16 protein-coding genes and 2 pseudogenes are annotated in these 20658 nt (G+C 60.7%); 14 read left to right on the plus strand and 4 right to left on the minus strand.

Annotated features, from left to right (window positions below; translation table 11 throughout):
- Positions 1 to 341 precede the first annotated feature (341 nt).
- A complete protein-coding gene (locus JO965_RS29000; protein ID WP_203444394.1) occupies positions 342 to 842 on the minus strand; it encodes an Lrp/AsnC family transcriptional regulator in 501 nt (166 codons plus the stop codon).
- 144 nt (positions 843 to 986) lie between these two features.
- Between JO965_RS29000 and JO965_RS29005 the strand changes: the two genes are divergently transcribed.
- The 11 genes from JO965_RS29005 to JO965_RS29055 all read left to right on the plus strand — a co-directional run bounded on the left by JO965_RS29005 (position 987) and on the right by JO965_RS29055 (position 13499).
- A complete protein-coding gene (locus JO965_RS29005) occupies positions 987 to 2465 on the plus strand; it encodes an NAD-dependent succinate-semialdehyde dehydrogenase (protein WP_203444395.1) in 1479 nt (492 codons plus the stop codon).
- Positions 2466 to 2481: 16 nt separating this feature from the next.
- The gene (locus JO965_RS29010; RefSeq protein WP_203444396.1) at positions 2482 to 3885 is read left to right on the plus strand and encodes an aspartate aminotransferase family protein; all 1404 of its coding nucleotides are present in this window, start codon (positions 2482 to 2484) and stop codon (positions 3883 to 3885) included.
- Between the two features lie 182 nt (positions 3886 to 4067).
- Positions 4068 to 5306, plus strand: a complete 1239-nt coding sequence (gene alr / locus JO965_RS29015; RefSeq protein WP_371826954.1) for an alanine racemase — start codon at positions 4068 to 4070, stop codon at positions 5304 to 5306.
- Positions 5307 to 5316: 10 nt separating this feature from the next.
- Positions 5317 to 6597 carry a D-amino acid dehydrogenase gene (locus JO965_RS29020; protein WP_203444397.1) on the plus strand — a complete coding sequence of 427 codons (1281 nt, stop codon included), beginning with the start codon at positions 5317 to 5319 and terminating at the stop codon, positions 6595 to 6597.
- 91 nt (positions 6598 to 6688) lie between these two features.
- Positions 6689 to 7426: a CoA transferase subunit A gene (locus JO965_RS29025; protein ID WP_203444398.1), complete on the plus strand. Its 738-nt coding sequence runs from the start codon at positions 6689 to 6691 to the stop codon at positions 7424 to 7426.
- The gene (locus JO965_RS29030; RefSeq protein ID WP_203444399.1) at positions 7426 to 8091 is read left to right on the plus strand and encodes a 3-oxoacid CoA-transferase subunit B; all 666 of its coding nucleotides are present in this window, start codon (positions 7426 to 7428) and stop codon (positions 8089 to 8091) included. Before JO965_RS29025 ends, JO965_RS29030 begins: the two co-directional genes overlap by 1 nt.
- Before the next feature lie 27 nt (positions 8092 to 8118).
- A complete protein-coding gene (locus tag JO965_RS29035; protein WP_203444400.1) occupies positions 8119 to 8466 on the plus strand; it encodes a hypothetical protein in 348 nt (115 codons plus the stop codon).
- 125 nt (positions 8467 to 8591) lie between these two features.
- On the plus strand, positions 8592 to 9896 hold the full coding sequence (gene gltA / locus JO965_RS29040) for a citrate synthase (protein WP_203444401.1): 1305 nt from the start codon (positions 8592 to 8594) through the stop codon (positions 9894 to 9896).
- A 485-nt stretch (positions 9897 to 10381) separates the two neighbouring features.
- Complete coding sequence (gene ald / locus JO965_RS29045) at positions 10382 to 11497, plus strand: alanine dehydrogenase (protein WP_203444402.1); 1116 nt, start codon at positions 10382 to 10384, stop codon at positions 11495 to 11497.
- A gap of 465 nt (positions 11498 to 11962) precedes the next feature.
- Positions 11963 to 12703: a Crp/Fnr family transcriptional regulator gene (locus tag JO965_RS29050; protein ID WP_203444403.1), complete on the plus strand. Its 741-nt coding sequence runs from the start codon at positions 11963 to 11965 to the stop codon at positions 12701 to 12703.
- A 571-nt stretch (positions 12704 to 13274) separates the two neighbouring features.
- Positions 13275 to 13499, plus strand: a complete 225-nt coding sequence (locus JO965_RS29055) for a hypothetical protein (RefSeq protein ID WP_203444404.1) — start codon at positions 13275 to 13277, stop codon at positions 13497 to 13499.
- A 562-nt stretch (positions 13500 to 14061) separates the two neighbouring features.
- Here the strand turns inward: JO965_RS29055 and istB are convergent.
- From istB to JO965_RS29070, 3 genes are all read right to left on the minus strand, one after another.
- A complete protein-coding gene (gene istB / locus JO965_RS29060) occupies positions 14062 to 14805 on the minus strand; it encodes an IS21-like element helper ATPase IstB (protein ID WP_203444405.1) in 744 nt (247 codons plus the stop codon).
- Between the two features lie 14 nt (positions 14806 to 14819).
- Positions 14820 to 16355, minus strand: a complete 1536-nt coding sequence (istA, locus tag JO965_RS29065) for an IS21 family transposase (protein WP_203444406.1) — start codon at positions 16353 to 16355, stop codon at positions 14820 to 14822.
- 284 nt (positions 16356 to 16639) lie between these two features.
- On the minus strand, positions 16640 to 18070 hold the full coding sequence (locus JO965_RS29070) for an aldehyde dehydrogenase family protein (RefSeq protein ID WP_203444407.1): 1431 nt from the start codon (positions 18068 to 18070) through the stop codon (positions 16640 to 16642).
- Positions 18071 to 18407: 337 nt separating this feature from the next.
- On the opposite strand from JO965_RS29070, the gene JO965_RS29075 reads away from it, so the two are divergent.
- The 3 genes and pseudogenes from JO965_RS29075 to JO965_RS49530 form a co-directional block, all read left to right on the plus strand.
- The gene (locus tag JO965_RS29075) at positions 18408 to 19742 is read left to right on the plus strand and encodes an ArgE/DapE family deacylase (RefSeq protein ID WP_203444408.1); all 1335 of its coding nucleotides are present in this window, start codon (positions 18408 to 18410) and stop codon (positions 19740 to 19742) included.
- A 349-nt stretch (positions 19743 to 20091) separates the two neighbouring features.
- Positions 20092 to 20337 (plus strand): annotated as a pseudogene (locus JO965_RS29080) (4Fe-4S dicluster domain-containing protein); the annotation flags it as partial.
- A gap of 15 nt (positions 20338 to 20352) precedes the next feature.
- A pseudogene (locus tag JO965_RS49530) lies at positions 20353 to 20518 on the plus strand (PEP/pyruvate-binding domain-containing protein); the annotation flags it as partial.
- Positions 20519 to 20658 lie beyond the last annotated feature (140 nt).

A 20658-nucleotide genomic window follows, 5' to 3' on the forward strand; every position in this document is an offset into this window, starting at 1 on the left:
CGGCTAGTCCCAGTCATGTCTGCACGACTGCGCGCGCCTGAGGAAGTGCTCGTCCAACTCGGAGTGTTTGTGTGCAACACTGCTGCTCGCACGGATGGCCATTGGAGAACTGCTCGAATGTTTCTCGGACGCAACGTAACAGAATTATTTCGGTAACTCGAGAAGCCGGCTCACCTCATTTGAGCCCGCTCCAACGCCTCGGGGGAGGTATTTATCCGGCAACCAGATGCTTTCGCTGACGTCAGCCACTCGATGTTCCCATTTGACATCGTCCTTAAGGATCTGAGGCTTCATAGCATGGGTGATCTGCTATGCACTCCAACCAGATCGGCATAGAAGATCTAGCGACCAGAAGGTTCGCTGAACACTGGATCCTCAACATCAATAGGAAACTCAAAGCCTACTTTCACCCGATCCATCACGACCATGGTCTTGAAGCCCTTGATATCGTGGTTTTCGTAGAAGAACCGGCGCGTAAACTGCTCATAATCCTCAAGGCTTTTTGCCGTCACGATCAACAGAAAATCGGCGTCGCCCGTTACGTAAAAGCCAATCATGACCTCCCGAGTTGATCGAATGGCGCTCTTGAAACGATCGACGATATCGGCGCGCTCGCGCTCTAGCGATACCAGCACGATCATGGTCACGCTGCGGCCGACCTTCTTGGGAGACACAATCGCGACGTCCGCTTCGATCACTCCTTCGGTCCGAAGCCGCTTGAGGCGTCGCTGGCATGCCGTGGGGGAGAGATTGACGAGACCGCCAAGCTCCTCTGACGTGACACGGTTGTTCCGTTGGATGATCTCAAGAATAGCCGCATCGATGCGGTCAAGGCTTGGCATGCATGTTTCCTGCGTTGTCCGTTGGGATTTTGCACAATACCTCGCCCTTAGCCAATAAGAATGCAGCCAAACCTACCCTGTTGGACATTAGATTTCAGCAATCCAGCAGGCGCCGCTCTGGTCGCCTAAACCCTCGGAGACACAATGAAAGGTCTAGCTGCAGCCACCTTACGCCGACTTCAGCGGCCCGATCTTCTTGAGCGACGCGCCTTCGTTGGCGGCGAGTGGATCGGGTGTGAAACAACGCTACCGGTCGTCGATCCAGCAACGGGCGAGCACCTTGTGAATGTCACGGCTTGCTCCACGGACGTTTTGGAGCATGCCGTGGCGTCAGCTCAGGATGCATTCTTGCGCTGGCGTGACGAGACGCCGATGGCTCGAGGCGCGATCCTCCATGCTTGGGCAACTTTGATGCGAACTCATGCTGAGGACCTTGCTGCCATCATGACTTGCGAGCAGGGCAAGCCCTTGAGCGAGGCCCGTGGGGAGATCGTGTATGCGGCAGCCTTCCTAGACTGGTTCGCCGCGGAAGGCGAGAGAGCTTATGGCGAGACGATCCCGAGCCATCTGGCCGGAAGTCGTCTCTCGGTTCAAATGCAGCCCATCGGTGTGACGGCTGCGATCACGCCCTGGAACTTCCCAAGCGCCATGATCACCCGCAAAGCAGGAGCTGCTCTGGCGGCAGGCTGCTCGATGATCGTCAAGCCAGCGCCAGAGACGCCTCTGTCTGCCCTGGCGTTGGCGAAGCTCGGCCAGGAGGCCGGTATCCCGGCCGGCGTTCTGCAGGTCGTGACCGGCGAGGCGGCACCGCTGGCTCGGCGCTTGCTTGAACACACCCACGTGAGAGCTTTCTCCTTCACCGGATCGACGGAAGTCGGGCGGATCCTGCTGACTCAGGCGGCCCAGACTGTGAAGAAGGCATCGCTCGAGTTGGGTGGCCACGCCCCCTTCATCCTGTTCGATGATGCTCCCCTCAGCCACGCCGTGACGGGATGCATCGGGGCCAAGTTCGCGACATCTGGTCAGGATTGCCTAGCGGCCAACCGGATCTATGTGCAGCGTTCGATCTACGATGCCTTTGTCACGGAGTTCGCCGAGGCGACGGAGCGTCTGAAAGTAGGTCATGGTCTCCAGCCTGGGGTCGACATCGGGCCGATGACCCGCGGGTCTGTTGCTGAAAAGTGCCGGCAGCATATTTCCCAGGCTTTGTCGGCAGGGGCGCGGGTCGTCGCCGGTGGTCAGGACAGTCCGCTTGGCGGCAACTTCGTCACGCCAACCGTTCTGGCGGATGTCACTGATGACATGCTGATTGCCCGTGAGGAAACCTTCGGGCCTGTTGCGGCCATCCTGCCCTTCGAGAGCGAAGTCGAGGTCATCGGCCGGGCCAATGATACCGAGATGGGCTTGGCTGCCTACGTTTACACGACGGACCTGGGACGGGCGATGCGCCTCACCAACCGGCTGGAGTACGGCATGGTTGCCGTCAATACGCCCAAGTTTACCGGCGCTCCGATCCCATTCGGGGGCTGGAAGCAGTCGGGTCTAGGTCGCGAGGGCTCTCGCCACGGCATCCTTGAGTACCTTGAGCCGAAATACGTTTGCATCGGCAACTTGGCCGCTTGAATTTGGGAGAATAAATATGACGATCAACGTTTCTGAGATCAGCCAGCTGGACAAGGCCAGCGTGCTCCATCCCTTCACCCAACTGAAGGATTTCGCGACAGGCAAGGCAGGTAACCCGACGATTGTCGAGACCGGAAAGGGTATTCGTATTAAGGATGCCACGGGGCGGGAGTACATCGATGGCTTCGCCGGTCTCTACTGCGTCAACGTCGGCTATGGCCGTACGGAGATTGCTGAGGCCATCTCGCGGCAGGCGTATCGCCTGGCCTATTACCACTCCTATGCCGCCCACACGACGGACGAATTGGCCATTCTGTCCGACCGTCTGGTTCGTATGGCACCTGGCAAGATGAGCAAGATTTTCTACGGAATGTCAGGCTCCGATGCCAACGAGACGAATGCGAAGATCGTCTGGTACTACAATAACCTGCGCGGTCAGCCCAAGAAGAAGAAGATCATCTCCCGCGAGCGCGGGTACCATGGCTGCAGTGTGGTCTCCGGATCGATGACGGGCATGAGCTTCTACCATGACTACATGGATCTCCCCGTGTCAGGCATCATCCACACCGGTGTCCCGCACCATTACTGGGGCGCGGAGTCCGGTGAAACCGAGCTGGAGTTCTCTCAGCGCCGAGCGAGAGAACTGGAGGAACTGATCCTGCGGGAGGGACCGGAGACGATAGGCGCCTTCATCGGCGAGCCTGTTCTTGGCACCGGCGGCATTACCCCGCCACCCGAGGGGTATTGGCCAGCCATTCAACAGGTTCTGAAGAAGTACGATATCCTGCTGATCGCCGACGAGGTGATCACGGGATTCGGCCGGGTCGGATCGATGTTCGGCTCGGACCACTACGGCATCGAGCCTGACCTGATCACCGTCGCAAAGGGTCTGACGTCCGCGTACTTCCCTTTGTCGGGCGCCATCGTCGGCGAGAAGGTCTATAAGGTCCTTGAGGAAGGCGCAGACCGCGTTGGTGCTTTCTCCCATGGCTACACCTATTCCGGTCATCCGATCGGCGCGGCTGCTGCGAACGCCGTCTTGGACTTGGTCGAGAGGGAGAACCTGCCTGGCAATGCGCGTGAGGTTGGCAGTTACTTCCAGGAGCGCCTCAAAGCAGTCTTCGCCCAGCTCCCGATCGTCGGCGAGGTCCGCGGCGTAGGTCTCATGGGAGCGATCGAGTTCGTGGCAGATCGGGAGAGGAAGGCTCGCTTCGACGCGAGCTTGAAGGTTGGTGCCCGGGTTTCCAAAGCTGCCCGCGATCGCGGCCTGATCGCCCGCGCGATGCCTCATGGCGACATCCTCGGATTTGCGCCGCCGTTGGTCGCGACCAAAGGCGAGGTTGACGAGATCGTGGGCATCGCCGAGGCGGCCGTGCGCCAAGTCATGGACGAGCTATCACGCGAACGCGCGGCTATCTAATTCGTACTTGATACGAGCGCAGATGAAGGCTGGTACTTCACTCCGCCCCGTCTGCGCTCTCCCCATCATGCGATTTCTTAGCGGCTCATCTGGCCGAACCATGGCCGAGATGCTCAAACGCCGCTCGGTGGAGATCACACGTGAGTGCTGCATTGCGGATTGAGGATGACACCCCGGGTTCAGTGGCGGTTCTCGGTAACCGCTGCTACGGGGTACCGGCCCCACACCTAGCGGATAGCGCCTCTGATCCCGACGACCGCTTCGCTAGCTCGCTTTGTGAAACAACAAACTCGGGAGGCGCATGGATCATCCCTTCGTCGACGACTGCCAATCGCGCTGGAGCGATCCTCACTGTTGACTTGAGTGCCATCGAGAGAAATTACAGGTTACTTCGCCAGCGGGCCCAGCAAGCCGTCTGCGCCGCTGTCGTCAAGGCCGATGCCTATGGCCTGGGTGCCGGGATGGTTGCCCAAGCTTTGGCTAGGGGCGGTTGCCGGCACTTCTTTGTCGCTCATCTGGAGGAGGGAATGGTGCTCCGCCGGATCCTCGGATCTGGCGCAAGGATTGCGGTCCTCCACGGCCCGCTGGCCGGAACGGAAACCGACTTCATCGCCAATGATCTTGTGCCGGTTCTGAGCAGCCTCGACCAGGTCAGCCGGTGGGCTATCACTGCTATGGTCGCTGGCTCCAGGCTGCCCGCCGTCCTGCAGGTCGACACAGGTATGGCCCGGTTCGGCTTAAGCGACGCTGATGTCCGTAGCCTCTCCTCCAATCATGAGCAGCTAGATGCTCTCAACATATGGTTGGTGATGAGCCACTTGGCTTGTGCCGATGAACCCGATCATCCGGCAAATGCCAGACAGCTTGCCTTGTTTCGGCAGATGGGGAGGCTTCTGCCGTGCCGCCGGATGAGCCTGGCGGCCTCGTCTGCAATCTTCTTAGGGTCCGACTACCACTTCGATCTCGTGCGTCCAGGGGCCGCCCTCTACGGCATCGCCCCTCAGGCCGGTCGACCGAATCCTATGCGGCCGGTCGTTCGCCTGCAAGGCAAAGTGGTTCAGATCCGGGAGGTGCCGGCCAACACCCCGGTCGGCTATGGCCACACGGCCAGGACCGATGCTCCCTCAAGGCTTGTGACCGTGGCTGTCGGCTATGCCGATGGTTTTCTGCGTAGCCTGTCCAGCCGTGGCGGCGCCTGGTTCAACGGCAACCATCTGCCGCTGATCGGGCGCGTCTCGATGGACAGCATCATCCTCGATGCCACCACGCTTCCGGAGGGTTCGCTACTCCCGGGAGCGCTGGTCGACCTGATTGGTCCCGACCAGGATCTCGATGCTCTCGCCCGGGCCGCCAGCACGATCGGCTACGAGCTGCTCACGAGCCTAGGCTCCCGCTACCACCGTCAGTACCTTCATTCCTGAGGATCACACCATGCGCATTCTCGTTCTCGGCAGCGGCGTCGTTGGCGTCACGTCCGCCTACTATCTCGCCAAGCAGGGCCACGAGGTGACAGTGGTCGACCGCCAGCCCGCCGCCGGCATGGAAACGAGCTTTGCCAATGCCGGCCAGGTCTCGCCCGGCTACTCGGCGCCGTGGGCGGCTCCAGGCATTCCGGTCAAGGCGATGAAGTGGCTGATGATGAAGCACCGGCCGCTGGTGCTGTGGCCGCGCACCGAACTGCGCCTGTGGGCCTGGCTTGCCCACATGCTGGCCAACTGCACCGAGGAAGCCTACCGGCGCAATAAAAGCCGGATGGTTGCTCTCGCCGAGTACAGCCGGGACTGCCTGCGCGAGCTGCGGCAGGAAACCGGCATCACCTATGATCATCGGGAGCAGGGACTACTTCAGCTCTTTCGCACGCAACAGCAGCTCGACGGGATCGGGGAGGATACGGCGGTTCTCGAGGCCTATGGTGTGCCCTATGAAATCTTGGACCCCGAAGGATGCGTGGGCGTTGAGCCGGCTCTAGGCTTGGTGAAGAGCAAGGTCGCGGGCGGGTTGCGTCTTCTCGGCGACGAGACCGGGGATGCTCACCTGTTCACGCAGCGGCTGGCGGCCATTGCGGAGCAGCTGGGCGTGCACTTCCGGTATGGCACGTCCGTCGAGAGGCTGCTCACGGACGGCGACTCCACTGTCGGCGTGCAGATCAATGGCGGCGAGGTGCTCACGGCCGACAGCTATGTGGCGGCCATGGGCAGCTACACGCCGCAGCTGGTGAAGCCCTTGGGCATCCACCTGCCCGTCTACCCGGTGAAAGGCTACTCGCTGACCATGCCCATCGTGAACGCAGATGCGGCGCCGGTCTCGACCGTGATGGACGAGACCTACAAGGTCGGCATCACGCGCTTAGGGAACCGGATCCGGGTCGGCGGGACGGCGGAGCTGGCCGGGTTCAGCCAGCGCCTGCGGGGGCCGCGGCGGGCGACGCTGGAGCACTCGGTCACAGATCTGTTCCCGCAGGGCGGCGACGTCATGCAGGCCAGCTTCTGGACTGGGTTGCGACCGATGACGCCGGACGGCACGCCAGTGGTGGGCGCGACACGGTACCAGAACCTGTTCACGAACACGGGGCACGGCACTCTCGGCTGGACGATGGCCTGCGGTTCCGGGCGCGTGCTTGCCGACCTGATCTCCGGTCGGGTGCCCGAGGTCGCGCACAAGGATCTCACAGCTGATCGCTACAGAGACGAGTGGCGTTTCAGTTTTGCGTAGAGGCTCCATCAGTAGTCTCGAATACCCATCAAGGTCGGCTCATCTAACGTGCAAGGTGATCTCCGGCCGCGTAGATGAAGGCAGAACAGCAGTGGAAAAATTGTACAACGATGCGCGTGTTGCGCTGGCTGGCCTGGTCAAGGATGGCATGACCATCATGGCCGGGGGCTTCGGTCTCTGCGGCATTCCGGAGGCGCTGATCGAGGCGATTCGTGATTCGGGGGCGAAGGACCTGACCTTCATCTCCAACAATGCGGGCGTGGATGGGGTCGGCCTCGGCCGCCTGCTGGAAACCCGCCAGATCCGCAAGATGATCTCGTCCTATGTGGGTGAGAACAAGCTCTTCGCCCAGCAGTACCTCTCGGGCGAGCTTGAGCTTGAGTTCAACCCGCAGGGCACGCTGGCCGAGCGCATCCGCGCCGGCGGCGCCGGCATTCCGGCCTTCTACACCAAGACCGGCGTGGGCACCCTCATCGCCGAGGGCAAGGAAGTGCGCGAGTTCAACGGCGAGAAATACGTCATGGAAACCGGCCTCTTCGCCGATATTTCCATCGTCCATGCCTGGAAGGGCGACACCGAAGGTAATCTCGTCTACCGGAAGACCGCCCGCAACTTCAATCCGATGATGGCGACCGCCTCACGGATGACCGTCGCCGAGGTCGAGCATCTGGTGCCGGCCGGCGAGATCGACCCGGATTGCATGCACACGCCGGGCATCTTCGTGAAGCGCATCGTTCATGTGCCGAACCCGGTCAAACACATCGAGCAACGCACGACCCGCAAGCGCGCCGAAGCCGCGGTGCCCGCGGGAGCAGGAGAGGAAGTCTGATGGCCTGGACCCGTGAACAGATGGCCGCCCGCGCGGCCAAGGAGCTGCGCGACGGCTTCTACGTGAATCTCGGCATCGGCATCCCGACGCTGGTCTCCAACTTCATCCCCAAGGGCATGCGCGTTCAGCTCCAGTCCGAAAACGGCATGCTGGGCATGGGCCCGTTCCCCTATGAGGGCGAGGAGGACGCGGACCTGATCAATGCCGGCAAGCAGACGATCACCGAGCTGCCGACCACGAGCTATTTCTCCTCGGCCGATTCCTTCGGCATGATCCGCGGCGGCCATATCGACCTGTCGATCCTGGGCGCCATGCAGGTGGCCCAGAACGGCGACCTCGCCAACTGGATGATCCCCGGCAAGATGGTGAAGGGCATGGGCGGCGCCATGGACCTGGTGGCGGGCGTCAAGCGCGTCGTGGTGGTCATGGAGCACGTAGCGAAGGCCAAGGACGGCTCCGAGGATCCGAAGCTTCTGAAGGAGTGCAACCTGCCGCTGACCGGCACCGGTGTGGTCGATCTGGTGATCACCGATCTCGGCGTCTTCTCCGTCGACAAGAAGGGTGGCTCCGGCATGACCCTGATCAAGCTGGCTGAGGGCGTGACGGTGGACGAGATCAAGGCCAAGACGGCGGCGGACTTCAAGGTCGCGGTGAACGGCGGCTAGTCCGATGCGGCTTGATGGAGGCTGAGAATGGTTCAGCAGGAAGCGTTCAACTCTGGCGGTCGACAGCCAGTGACAAGCGACGTCGACGAGTTCAAGCAGGAGATCCTTCTCACCTACGTTCAACTTGCCGTCATGCCGGATGAGGATGATCGCTCGAAAACATCGATATTAGCCAGGTTTGGTGCGCTCGAGATTCGTATGACAGAAATCACCCAACTGACGAACAGGTCACCTGGCATTCCGCCGTTTTGGCTTGAGGTCTACTCACACACCACTGGGAGAGTAATTGATAGCTGCGGCTGCTTTGACTTTGATAAAACCGAATGGGCTATTGCAAACGGCGTTATTCGTGAAGCAAGGCGGAATGCGAGCTAGGCCCTTCAGAGTAAAGCAGTCGTAGATTGGATGACGCAAACGTTCCGCACCAAAGTCTTGCATCCCAAACATGAACATCTTGAGTCGCTGATCGGTGGCACTCGGTTGAAACAGGACAATGAGCTATGAGCATCACGTTTGAAGCTGGCAACAGGTCCGTGGACCTGCCGGTCAAAGAAGGCACAATCGGCCCGAGTGTCCTCGACATCTCCAAGCTCTACGGTCAGACCGGGATGTTCACCTACGACCCGGGCTTCACCTCCACTGCGGCCACCGAGTCGAAGATCACCTATATCGACGGCGACAAGGGCATCCTGCTCTACCGCGGCTATCCGATTGATCAGCTTGCCGAGCACGGCGACTTTCTTGAGACCTGCTACCTGCTCCTCTATGGAGAGCTGCCGACCGCCGCTCAGAAGGCCGATTTCGACTATCGCGTCACGCGCCACACCATGGTGCACGACCAGATGAACCGGTTCTTCACCGGCTTCCGCCGTGATGCGCACCCGATGGCGATCATGGTCGCCTGCGTCGGGGCGCTTTCGGCCTTCTACCACGACTCCACGGACATCTCGGACCCGCACCAGCGCATGATCGCGTCCATGCGCATGATCGCCAAGATGCCCACACTCGCGGCGATGGCCTACAAGTATTCCATCGGCCAGCCCTTCGTGTATCCGCAGAACGATCTGGACTACACCTCCAACTTCCTGAAGATGTGCTTCGCGGTGCCGGCCGAGGAGTACAAGGTCAACCCGGTGCTCTCGCGGGCGCTTGACCGGATCTTCATCCTGCACGCCGACCACGAGCAGAACGCCTCGACTTCGACGGTGCGTCTCGCGGGCTCGTCGGGTGCGAACCCCTTCGCCTGCATCGCGGCTGGCATCGCCTGCCTGTGGGGCCCCGCTCACGGCGGCGCTAACGAGGCGGCCCTGAAGATGCTGGAGGAGATCGGCACGCCCGACCGCATTCCGGAATACATCGCCAAGGCGAAAGACAAGAACGATCCGTTCCGCCTCATGGGCTTCGGCCACCGGGTCTACAAGAACTACGACCCGCGCGCGCGCATCATGCAGAAGACCACCCATGAGGTGCTGAACGAGCTCGGCATCAAGGACGATCCGCTCCTCGACGTGGCCGTGGAGCTTGAGCAGATCGCCCTGAAGGACGATTACTTCATCGAGAAGAAGCTCTACCCGAACATCGACTTCTATTCGGGCATCACGCTGAAGGCGATGGGCTTCCCCACCTCCATGTTCACTGTGCTGTTCGCGCTTGCCCGCACGGTCGGCTGGATCGCCCAGTGGAGCGAGATGATCGAGGATCCGTCCCAGCGCATCGGCCGTCCGCGCCAGCTCTACACGGGCGAAGCAGAGCGTCCGTACATTCTTGAGGCTCACCGTGGTCGGTTAGCTCCACAAGGCCTGTGAGGAGGGCCCATCACACAAGCCATCAAGGTCTGCGCCTTAGATAATGAGAAGGTCAAGTGTCGGGCGGAGTGAAGAACCTGTCCGGCGGCATGGGTCAGTCTGGCCGGAGCACCCAACCTACGGCTACTGCTCCCTCTGACTTTCATTATCACGACCGAGGTCTGCACCGACTATTATGATCATGGTGGCGCTTCCCCGGTGAAGCTGGAAAGCTAAGTCAAGAACGCCCTCGTTTACATCGTCTTCCCAGTAAGATGACGTAGGTTGAGTGTCCTCTCACAAATCTCCCATCTAAGGACGACAGCAACCTTGGCCGTCGATCGATCATGGCGCAATAGCACCAAGGACCTTACAGGGAAGCCATACAGCGCACTTTTTCAGTACTTCAGGACAAATTTTAACTAAATCCCGCGCCCTTACTTCGTTTTTGCGGGAAATCGAATCCTGCCAGTCGCTAACTATGAGCCAGCACGAAGGAGTTCCCTATGCGCGTTGGAGTTCCGAAGGAAGTTAAGACTCACGAGTACCGTGTCGGAGTCACACCAGGGGCGGTCCGGGAGTACATTGCCGCCGGACACACGGTCTTGGCCGAGACTCATGCGGGTGCGGGCATCGGCGCTGAAGACGAGACTTACCGCAAAGCTGGGGCCGTGGTCGTCGACACAGCGGCCGAGGTCTTCGCCCAGGCAGATATGATCGTGAAGGTCAAGGAGCCGCAACCCAGCGAATGGGTCCAGTTGCGCGAGGGCCAGATCCTCTTCACCTACCTCCATTTGGCTCCGGATCCGGAACAGACGAAAGGTCTGTTGGCCTCCGGCTGCACCGCCATCGCCTATGAAACGGTAACCGATGCCAGAGGTGGGCTGCCGCTGCTCGCTCCAATGAGCGAGGTAGCGGGCCGACTGTCCATTGAGGCAGCTGGTGCTGCCCTCAAGCGATCGGCCGGTGGACGCGGACTGCTCCTTGGCGGTGTCCCGGGTGTGCAGCCCGCTCGGGTCGTCGTCATCGGCGGCGGAGTAGTCGGCACCCATGCCGCCCGCATGGCGGCCGGATTGGGAGCAGAGGTGACGGTCCTTGATCGCTCGCTTCCCCGTCTGCGGGAGTTGGACGAGCAGTTTGCAGGGCGTGTCCGCACCCGCTTCTCCACGCTGGAGGCTCTCGAGCAGGAGGTGTTCGAGGCGGACGTCGTGATCGGCGCCGTCCTGGTGCCGGGTGTGAGTGCTCCCAAACTGGTCACCCGTGAGATGCTCCAGCACATGCGCCGCGGCTCGGTGATTGTGGATGTCGCGATTGATCAGGGCGGGTGCTTCGAGACTTCCCATGCCACGACCCACGCCGATCCAACGTATGAGGTTGATGGCGTTGTGCATTACTGCGTCGCCAACATGCCCGGTGCCGTTCCGCTCACCTCAAGCCATGCGCTCAACAACGCGACGCTCCCCTTTGGCTTGGAGCTGGCGAACAAAGGTGTCAAGGCCGTGGTCGAGAACCGCCACCTGCGGGACGGGCTCAACATCCACCGCGGACGGCTGACCTACAAGGCTGTTGCCGACAGCCTGGCGATCGCCTTTTCGCCAGCAGAAGAAGCGATCGCTGCATAACCTGAGTAGGGAGCGAACGCGTGGGTAGCGTTTACCCTTGCCCAGTCGAGGATCGGGAGAGAACGGGAAATTGGCGCTCGTCAGAGCCTTAAGACTGCGGAGGGATTCGGGCATGAGCATGCCTGAAAATTCTTTCACAATGTTTTCGATCGCAGGCAATGTGCTTGCGCCGGTCTTCCTGTCGGCAGCGCCGGCAGCGAAGAAGGTGGCTTTCGTCCCTGCCACCTCGTCTCCGTCTGACACGGAGATTTCTTTTGGGATGGTCCTCCCTTACCTGGGCTCGCTCGGCATCGCCGTAGCGAGCCCCTTTTATTCGGAGCGGTGGCACGCATTGCGAATTGCAAATCAAAATGAGGGGCCGCGACGAGGGGGAGCGGCGTCGCCACAGAGGTCCAGGTTGCTACCGTCGTAATGCTTTTTTAAGTCCCCCAAAAAGTAAGACTCAGATAGTTTACGGGTCCTACCATGTCCTTTCCTTTATCCCATCGCACCAACCAATTGCTATCGGCGTTACACCCAGCAGACTTAGCGTGCCTTGAGCCATACCTCGAGCAGGTCGAGCTGAAGAAGGGGGCCGTAGTTTATAAAACCGACGAGCGCATGCCGTTCGCCTACTTCCCGCACAACGGTATTGTCTCGCTGACAAGTGTTCTACCTGAAGGCAAGAGCATCGAGATGGCAGTATTCGGGTATGAGGGCATGTTTGGATTAGCCAGTGCGCTCACCACCCGCCTGTCGATCGGGCGATTTGTTGTGCAAATCCCAGGCATTGCCTCACGCATCGACACCGATGTCCTGCATCGTGCGTTCGAGGAACGACCGCAACTTCGGGAGTGCTTCTTGCGCTACGTGGAGGTTTTGCTGGCGGAGACCCTACAAGCCATGGCCTGCAACACTGCTCACAGTGTAGAGGCTCGCTGCTGCCGCCTACTCCTTACCGTGCTTGATCGAGTCGACCAGGCGACCTTGCCAGTTACGCACGAGCATTTGTCCCGAATGCTGGGAGTGCAACGATCGTCCGTCAGTCTTGTCACGAGCGGGCTTCAGTCAGCCGGTCTGATCCATCAGCGCCGCGGTGCAATCACGGTGACCGATCGCTCTGGCCTTGAGCAGACCGCGTGCGGATGTTACGAGATCGCACGTCAGCGCTCAAAACAACTTTCATACCCGCAGAACCGTGAGGCGTATTGTGCGCAGAACCGATGACGACGATCTTCTGCATGTCGACGAGGATGCGTGGATCCGAAGTGAGCCGTCCCGAGGGCTCCGCTTGCTTGGTCTCATTTCAGCGTTGATCACCATAGCCACTGCGATGGCTCTGATCATCTGATTGCGTGAGCAGAGTGACACAGCTGGCGTGTCTGCAAGGACCTTCAGACCTGATGCGGAGGAGGTTTCCTTGTGCCAGCTCCATCAATCGACTGAGGTCTGAAGCCCCAGAATTTCGCTCACGGCGGTGTGGATCCGAATCTACAGGCGATCTCCGTGAGATTACACGAAGGATGGAGCGTGCATGAGCGAAGTTGAATGATAGGCTGGCGCTTGACGAACAGACCAGCCGTTCCACATAGACACCGTCCTCATAGAAACCTTTATTTCAAGCTGTCTATGCTCAATCGAATTGCAGAACTTAGCGCACAAGCTATCATCGATGTTTGCTTGACTGCCTCTGCCGTTTCAGCTGCTCTCACCGCTCTCTACCTATGTTCTCAACTGCCTTAGCAGGACTGAATCAGGCTAGCATCACTGTCGCTGCGAACGTAGCGGAGATGCACTCGTGCATGAAGAGAAGCAACTGTCTGTTGCACTGCCTCCTATGCCCTTGAGTGAGCAAGAGCGGATAGCACCGTCAGCCCAGATAGGTTTATCAATTTCGCAGATATTCAAGAAAGTTGCTCTTTTGGCCGACAGCAGCTTGGCGAACATGCATCCAGTGCAGCCCTTTCATGTTGCATTCTGCATTGCAAAGAGGCGCGATGCCGCCGATATCAGAAGCGGCTGAATTCTACGCGGCACCGCTCTTTTCCTCCCGGCGCTGCCGCATCGGCCGTTCCCTCTGGAAGGTTTTGACTTTTGTCGAACCTTAACTTCACGCCGGGCCTTTGGGCCCGGCTTTTTCGTTGTTTGACAATCCCTGTGTGACCAAGCTCGACCATAAGGTTGGCGGCTCAACATTGCTTGATCGTCCCATATCGTGCAGAGCACGCCGATGGGCTGTCATGGGGCCAATCCGCAGGACTCCTTAGCGACATGTCTGATCTCTCGCATGCGATGAAGGGGCGCTCACCGGCCCGGCAGGCTGTGGCTTCCCTAACAGGGCCAAGGGTGCTGAACTGCGGCTCAGTCCTCATGGCGTGGTCTGTCGCTCGATGGTTATGCCGGCGGCTGATAACCGTCTGGTTGGAGGTTCATGTGCGGATTCCGATGAAGTCGGCCAGTTGTTCCGACGCGATGTCGGCCATGCATTCCGAATTCATGCCGGTCATGATTCCGATCTGAAGTCGGCCACCTGAGGATATTCCCTGGGTCCTTGTGTTGCACCGTGAGTGACGCTCCCGCGGAGGTCAAGCCGCCTCGTCGAGCGCGCGGGCCTTGCGCAGGCTCTCGCCCGTCAAACTCAGTCGATAGGCGTTGTGGACAACCCGGTCGAGAATGGCATCCGCCAGCGTCGGGCTGCCGATCATCTCGTACCACTTCTCCACCGGCACCTGGCTCGTGATCAGCAGCGAGCCGGAATCGTACCGGTCCTCCACGATCTCCATCAGATCCCGCTGCTGTTCCGGCATCAGCGGCTCCGGTCCCCAATCATCCAGAACCAGCAACTTCGCCCTCGCCAGCGTCCGCAGCAGACGGGCATAACGTCCTTCCGTGCGCGCCAGTGCGAGAGCCGCAAACAGCCGCGGCACACGGTGGTAGAGCACCGACAGATCCTCGCGGCACGCCTTGTGGCCGAGGGCGCAGGCGAGCCAACTCTTGCCGACCCCACACGGGCCGGTGATCAGCAGATTGCGCCTCTCGCGGATCCAATCGCATGACGACAGCTTGAGGAACAACGCCCGGTCGAGCGAGCGCGGCGCGCGGAAGTCGACATCCTCGACGCTGGCAGGATGGCGCAGCCGGGCGGCTCTGGCGCGGGTCTCGAAGCGCTTCTGCTGCCGCAGCGTCACCTCATGGTCCAGGATCAGGCCAAGCCATTCGGCATGACCGAGCGCCGTTGCTTCGGGAGTGTCGCTGAGCGCCTTGAAGCCCTTGGCCATGCCATGCAGGCCGAGCTCGTGCAGCAACTCGAGAGTGGGATGGGTCAACATGCTTGTCGTCTCCTTCAGTGGAAGTAGCCCGGTCCGCGGATGTTGCGGTGGGTGATGGCAGGACGGTCAGAGGAAGCAGGCTCAGGGCTCTTGGGGGCATCGAGCAGCGAGACGATGCCCTTGTAGGAGAAGGCCCGGATCGCCAGGGCTTGGGCGGATGCCGCCTCCACCCGCTCCTTGGGGAGGCCGCGCATGTGGCGCAGCACACCAATGCAGGTACGGTAGGCCTGCTCGGGATGACGGCGGGCCGCTAGGATGGCGCCGATCAGCATCTCGGTGTTCGAGCCGAACGAAGCGGCCCAGGAGCGGAAGCGCTCCGGCGACCAGGAGGCGTAATGCCGATGCGAGGCCGGCATGTGCTCGGGCTTGGTGCCATGCGCCTGTCCGCCATAGCGCCGACTGTGGACGGCCACCCGCTCGCCCTTGTGGAAGGCCTCGACCGTGCGCTGCGTCAGGCGCACGTCCACCTGCTCGCCGATGAGGCCGAAGGGCACGGAATAAAAGAAGCCATCGATTTCGATGTGATAGTCCAGCCCGACGCGGGCGAACTGCCACTGCGCAAACACGTAGTCTTCCGCCGGCAGGGCTGCGAGGGTGGGTCGCTCGATGCTCTCGAAGAGCTCGCGCCGGCTGATGCCGAGACGACGCATGGGCGCATTGTTCATGCGCTCCACCGCTTCCGCGATGGCGGCATTGGCCTCGGCGAGCGAGAAGAAGGTGCGGTTGCGCAGACGGCCGAGAATGTAAAACTGGGCAAAGCGCACGCCCACCTCCACCTTGCTCTTGTCCCGAGGCTTGCGGCTGCGGGCGGGCAGGACGCCGACGTCGTAGTGGGCTGCGAGCTTGCCGTAGCTGCGATTGAGCTCGGGATCGTAGAACGAGGCCTTGTGCACGCCGCTCTTGAGGTTGTCCGGCACGATGAGCTTGGGCACGCCGCCAACGAAGCGGAACATCCGCACATGCGCCTCGATCCAGTCCGGCAATTGCTGCGTCCAGGTCGCCTCGGCGTAGGTGAAGTTGGAGGCGCCGAGCACCGCCACGAAGATCTCGGCCTGGCGCACCTCGCCGGTGGCAGGATCGACGATGGGCAGCTTCTTGCCCGAGTAGTCGACGAACACCTTGTCGCCGGCCACGTGGTTCTGGCGCATGGTCGGTGACAGGCGGCGCTCGAACTCGCGCATCAGGTCGCAGAAGCGCGAGTAGCCGTAGCCATCGGGATACGCTGCCCTGTACTCCTCATGCAGGATGGTCATCGTGACGCCCGGGCGCTTCATCTCCCTGGCGAGAGCAGCCCAGTCCGGTTCGGGGCGTCGGCGCAGGCCGGTCTTGACGCCGCTCCTGGCGAACAGGCGCTGCTCGAGGAGGGTGTCGGTGAGATCTGCCGGCACGGGCCAGGTCAGCCCGGCCGCCTTGGCCCGTTTGAGGGTGTCCTGGACAGTGGAGCGGGCGGCTCCAACGGATCGTCCGATGGATCGGTCGCTCTCGCCGCTGGCATGCAGGCGCAGGATGTGACGTATGGCTCTCATGGTCAGCCTTCTCTTTGCCGGCATGGCCGCTCCTTGTTCGTAACAATGGAGCCTTCATGCCTGATTGGCGGACCTTGGGAACATCCCCTCGACGCTGTCTCAGCCCCTGGCCGGACAATGATCGGAATGGTGGCCGGATTTATCTCGGAACGGTGGCCGGAGAATGATCGGAATCGCGGCCGGCTTCATCTCGGAATCCCTGGCCGGATGAAATCGGAATCTGCAGTTCATGTCCCTCCAGGCCCATTACTCACTCGTTCATCCCAACACGGGGCCGATTCAGCCCTTCCACTTGTGAAGCCAGAACTTCAGGTCTGACTGTAGCCGAAGATCGACTTGGTCTCGAGGAACTCCTCCAGCCCGAACACCCCACGCTCCCGCCCATTGCCCGACTGCTTGTACCCCCCGAAGGGCGCCGCCGGGTCACTGGATGCTCCGTTCAGGTGGACCATGCCGGCGCGCATCTGGCGGGCAATCCTGCGAGCGCGCTCAGGGTCTGCCGAGGTCACATAGCTCGACAAGCCAAAAGAAGTGTCGTTGGCCATCTCGATTACCTCACTCTCACTTTCATAGGGCAGGATCGAGAGAACAGGCCCGAATATCTCCTCCTGTGCAATCGCCATCCGATTGTGAACGTCGGCAAACACGGTCGGGCGAACATAGTAGCCGCGGTCCAGGTGAGCCGGGCGGCCGGGCCCGCCAGCAATGAGCGTTGCTCCCTCCCGAAGGCCGGAGACAATCAGGTTCTGAACCCGTGTGAACTGTGCCTTGTTCGCGACAGGGCCAAGGGCTGTTGTTGGGGAGCGCGGCTGATCCACCACAAGATCTTCGGCAATCCTCTTGGCGATCCTGGCTGCTTCCTGCTGCCGACCAGCTGGGACGAGCAGGCGGGTTGGCGCATTGCAGGACTGGCCGCTGTTGGCAAAGCAGGCATACGCCCCATGGCTCACAGCCGCCGCGAAACTTGTGTCATCGAGAAGGATGTTGGGCGACTTACCACCGAGCTCCTGGTGTACCCGCTTCACGGTGCCTGCCGCAGCCTGAGCCACGAGGATGCCGGCCTGCGTTGAGCCGGTGAAGGACACCATGTCGACACCAGGATGGGATGCGAGGGCCTGACCGACCGTGGCTCCATCGCCCTGAACGAGGTTGAACACGCCGGATGGCACACCAGCCTCATGCAGGATTTCCGCAAAGATCGATGCCGAGGCAGGCGCACCCTCACTGGGCTTCAGGATCATCGTGCAGCCCGCAGCAAGGGCAGGGCCAACCTTGCAGGCAATCTGGAGAAGGGGCCAGTTCCACGGTGTGATCAGCCCGCAGACCCCGATAGGCTCCCGCGTGATCAGGGTCGAACCGTGCAGAGTGTCGAACGAATAGGTTTCCAGCGCCTTGATGCTCTGTTGCAGATGAAGGAGGCCGGCCGGCGCCTGGCGCTCGCGGGCAAGGGTGAGGGGAGCCCCCATCTCCAGCATGACCGCTTCGACGAGATCGTCCATGCGCCGCTGGTAGCCGTCGACGATGGCTCGCAGCAGATCGAGCCGCTCCTGTCGGGTGGTTTGGGCATACGCCTTGAACGCTTGCCGTGCTGAGCGAACAGCGCGGCCGACATCACCCCCATCACCGGGGGCAAAGGTTGCAAAGACTGTCTCAGTCGCAGGGTTGATGAGGTCAAAAAGTCGTAACTTCGCAGGCGAGACCCACCGACCGCCGATATAGAGCTGATGAAGATAGTGCACAGCCCCTGGCCCTCTCGTCTCGCCGACGCAATCCCAATGCCTTGAACCTAATCAGGGATCGACCCACCGCGATCTCAGCTTGCGGTGAATCCCAGGTAATGCTTGAGGTCGGCGTACATCATGCTCGGTAGCATGCACCTTTAGGCCCGCCAAGCTGATTTCGCTTGCAGCTCCCACATGAATTGCGCCTCACTGTGTGCAGTCGATCATGTGCATGGTCTCAGAACCTGATAGACTTTGCCAATTGATGAGGGCCGCCAAGTCATTCCAAAGATTGGCCCTCGATAATATGGTTTGTAAGATGTCGAATGCCGCTCGCAACAATGGGGTCTCAACAATGAGTTGTCTTTCTGAAGCTGACCAGGATCGCATCCTTGCCGCAGTTGACGAAGCTTTTGAGACGCAGATTGCTTTTCTGTCAGACCTTGTGCGCTGTGTCTCGCTCCGAGGGCAGGAGGCGGACGTCCAGTCACGGGTCGAAGCGGCGCTTCTGGAGCGAGGATACGACGTTTCTCGGCAGACGATCGATCCTACGCTGATTGGCCGGCATCCGGCGTTTTCCCCGGCAACGGTCAGCTATGAGAACTCATGGAATGTAATCGCAGTCCAGAACCCGGCGATCACCGAGGGACGATCGCTCATCCTGAACGCCCATGTGGACATTGTGCCCACGGGTGATCCCAAGCGGTGGCAGGACCCGCCTTTCGAGGCCACGCGGGATGACGACTGGCTCTATGGCCGCGGCTCTGGCGACATGAAGGCAGGTTTATCGGCCGCAATCTTTGCTCTCGATGCCATCAGGGCGGCTGGGCTTGAACTGACGGCCCCTGTCCAGATCCACTCAGTGGTCGAGGAGGAGATCACCGGCAACGGCGCCGCCATGGCGGTGGCGAGCGGCCTCACCGCCGATGTGGTGCTGATCCCGGAACCGACGGATGAGAAGCTTGTTCGGGCTAATTCCGGCGTCATCAAGTTCGCCATCACGCTCCACGGCACTCCCGCCCACCCGCGCGAGGTCAGTGGCGGCGTGAGCGCAATTGAGGCGGCTATGCGGCTCATCGAGCATCTGCGCCAGCTTGAGGCACGTTGGAACGAGGAGGGAGCAATACAGCCGTTCTTTCACAACGTGGAGAACCCTGCTGCGCTGACCATTGGGACGATCAATGGCGGCGAGTGGATTGCATCGGTTCCTTCGTGCTGCCGCTTCGAGGGCCGGATTGGCTTTTATCCCGGCGATGACCCGCACGAGCGGGTGAGGGAACTCGAGGCATTTGTCGCAAGGATTGCGGTCGATGACCCCTTAATCCAGCGCTGCCCGGCACCCATCGTGGAGTGGGTCGGAGTTGTGCATGCGGGATATACGCTTGCACCTGGTTCCGACGCGGAGGGCATCCTTGCTGAGGCGCATGCCGCCGCCCATGCACCCAACGGACCGGCCTTAAATTCTTATGTCATGGCCTGCTACCTGGATGCTGCTGTCTATGCCGTCCACGCGGGGATTCCTTCACTGGTTTATGGGCCTATTGCGGAGAACATTCACGCCATCGACGAGCGGGTTTCTCTTGCCTCGTTGCGGCGTGTGACAAAGACGATCGCTCTGTTCGCCGCGACCTGGTGTGGCGTTCGCTCCGTCGCGGATGCATCGCATTTGCCTGCTTCGCATCACGATTGACTAGTAAAGAATAGCACACTGGTGCAACAATCATTCAGATTGGCAGATGACCTCAGGCCTAGTGGTATAGCTCCTCCGAGTCCTTGGGGCCACATCTCAGCACCGCCGGATCTTCGCCGAAACGTACCATACGCTGCGTGGTGGATGAATTCTGCCTTGAACGTGCTTTTAGCTCGCCGGTGGTACGCACCCTAGCTGCTGCCAGAACTGACGAAGGAAATGATCGACAGCTTCCCACTGACAAGACATCAGAATGACGTGCCGTTTGGTTCAGCTGGCGCCCGGCGCCTATGATCTTTACCTCGCCGATACCATCGTGGCCAGCGTTGTCAGGAACGGCTCACGCCAGCCGTACCTCAAGGTGAAGGACATGGGGCTGCAGAAGGGCTCGGAGCACGATGTCTTCGGCGGCCCCTCGCAGCGCTACTGCCCGGCGGGCGTCTATGAATGGGTCGAGGGCGAGGGTGGGGTGCGCTACCAGATCAACGCCCAGAACTGCGTCCACTGCAAAACCTGTGACATCAAGGACCCGAACCAGAACATCAACTGGGTGACGCCCGAGGGCGGCGGCGGGCCGAACTACGTCAATATCTGAGCGAGGAGTGTCGCGGTGGCTCAATGGAAGTGGGTTTACAGCTTTGGGGACGGTCGTGACGAGGATGAAGAACCTGCTGGGCGGCAAGGGAGCCAATCTCACCGAGATGTCCAATCTGGGCCTGCCGGTGCCCCCGGGGTTTACCATCACGACGGAAGTCTGCACCTTTCACCAAGACTATGAAACTGGTTCACTTGTCGCGCTTGCAATTCGCCAATCACGCTGCTGCCGCGCACCCGCATGGTCATCATAACTAATCCGGTCCCTTTCATAAAAAGAATCCCTTCCGCGCCCGGCATCTTTCTGACTACTGTGCTGAGG

Source organism: Microvirga sp. VF16, from assembly GCF_016864375.1.
GTDB lineage: Bacteria > Pseudomonadota > Alphaproteobacteria > Rhizobiales > Beijerinckiaceae > Microvirga.

Bases quoted from the DNA above. Each gene is read 5' to 3' on its own strand.
- JO965_RS29000 (WP_203444394.1), bottom strand. From the start codon at position 842: ATGCCAAGCCTTGACCGCATCGATGCGGCTATTCTTGAGATCATCCAA.
- JO965_RS29005 (WP_203444395.1), top strand. From the start codon at position 987: ATGAAAGGTCTAGCTGCAGCCACCTTACGCCGACTTCAGCGGCCCGAT.
- JO965_RS29010 (WP_203444396.1), top strand. From the start codon at position 2,482: ATGACGATCAACGTTTCTGAGATCAGCCAGCTGGACAAGGCCAGCGTG.
- JO965_RS29020 (WP_203444397.1), top strand. From the start codon at position 5,317: ATGCGCATTCTCGTTCTCGGCAGCGGCGTCGTTGGCGTCACGTCCGCC.
- JO965_RS29030 (WP_203444399.1), top strand. From the start codon at position 7,426: ATGGCCTGGACCCGTGAACAGATGGCCGCCCGCGCGGCCAAGGAGCTG.
- JO965_RS29035 (WP_203444400.1), top strand. From the start codon at position 8,119: ATGGTTCAGCAGGAAGCGTTCAACTCTGGCGGTCGACAGCCAGTGACA.
- gltA (WP_203444401.1), top strand. From the start codon at position 8,592: ATGAGCATCACGTTTGAAGCTGGCAACAGGTCCGTGGACCTGCCGGTC.
- ald (WP_203444402.1), top strand. From the start codon at position 10,382: ATGCGCGTTGGAGTTCCGAAGGAAGTTAAGACTCACGAGTACCGTGTC.
- JO965_RS29050 (WP_203444403.1), top strand. From the start codon at position 11,963: ATGTCCTTTCCTTTATCCCATCGCACCAACCAATTGCTATCGGCGTTA.
- istB (WP_203444405.1), bottom strand. From the start codon at position 14,805: ATGTTGACCCATCCCACTCTCGAGTTGCTGCACGAGCTCGGCCTGCAT.
- istA (WP_203444406.1), bottom strand. From the start codon at position 16,355: ATGCCGGCAAAGAGAAGGCTGACCATGAGAGCCATACGTCACATCCTG.
- JO965_RS29075 (WP_203444408.1), top strand. From the start codon at position 18,408: ATGAGTTGTCTTTCTGAAGCTGACCAGGATCGCATCCTTGCCGCAGTT.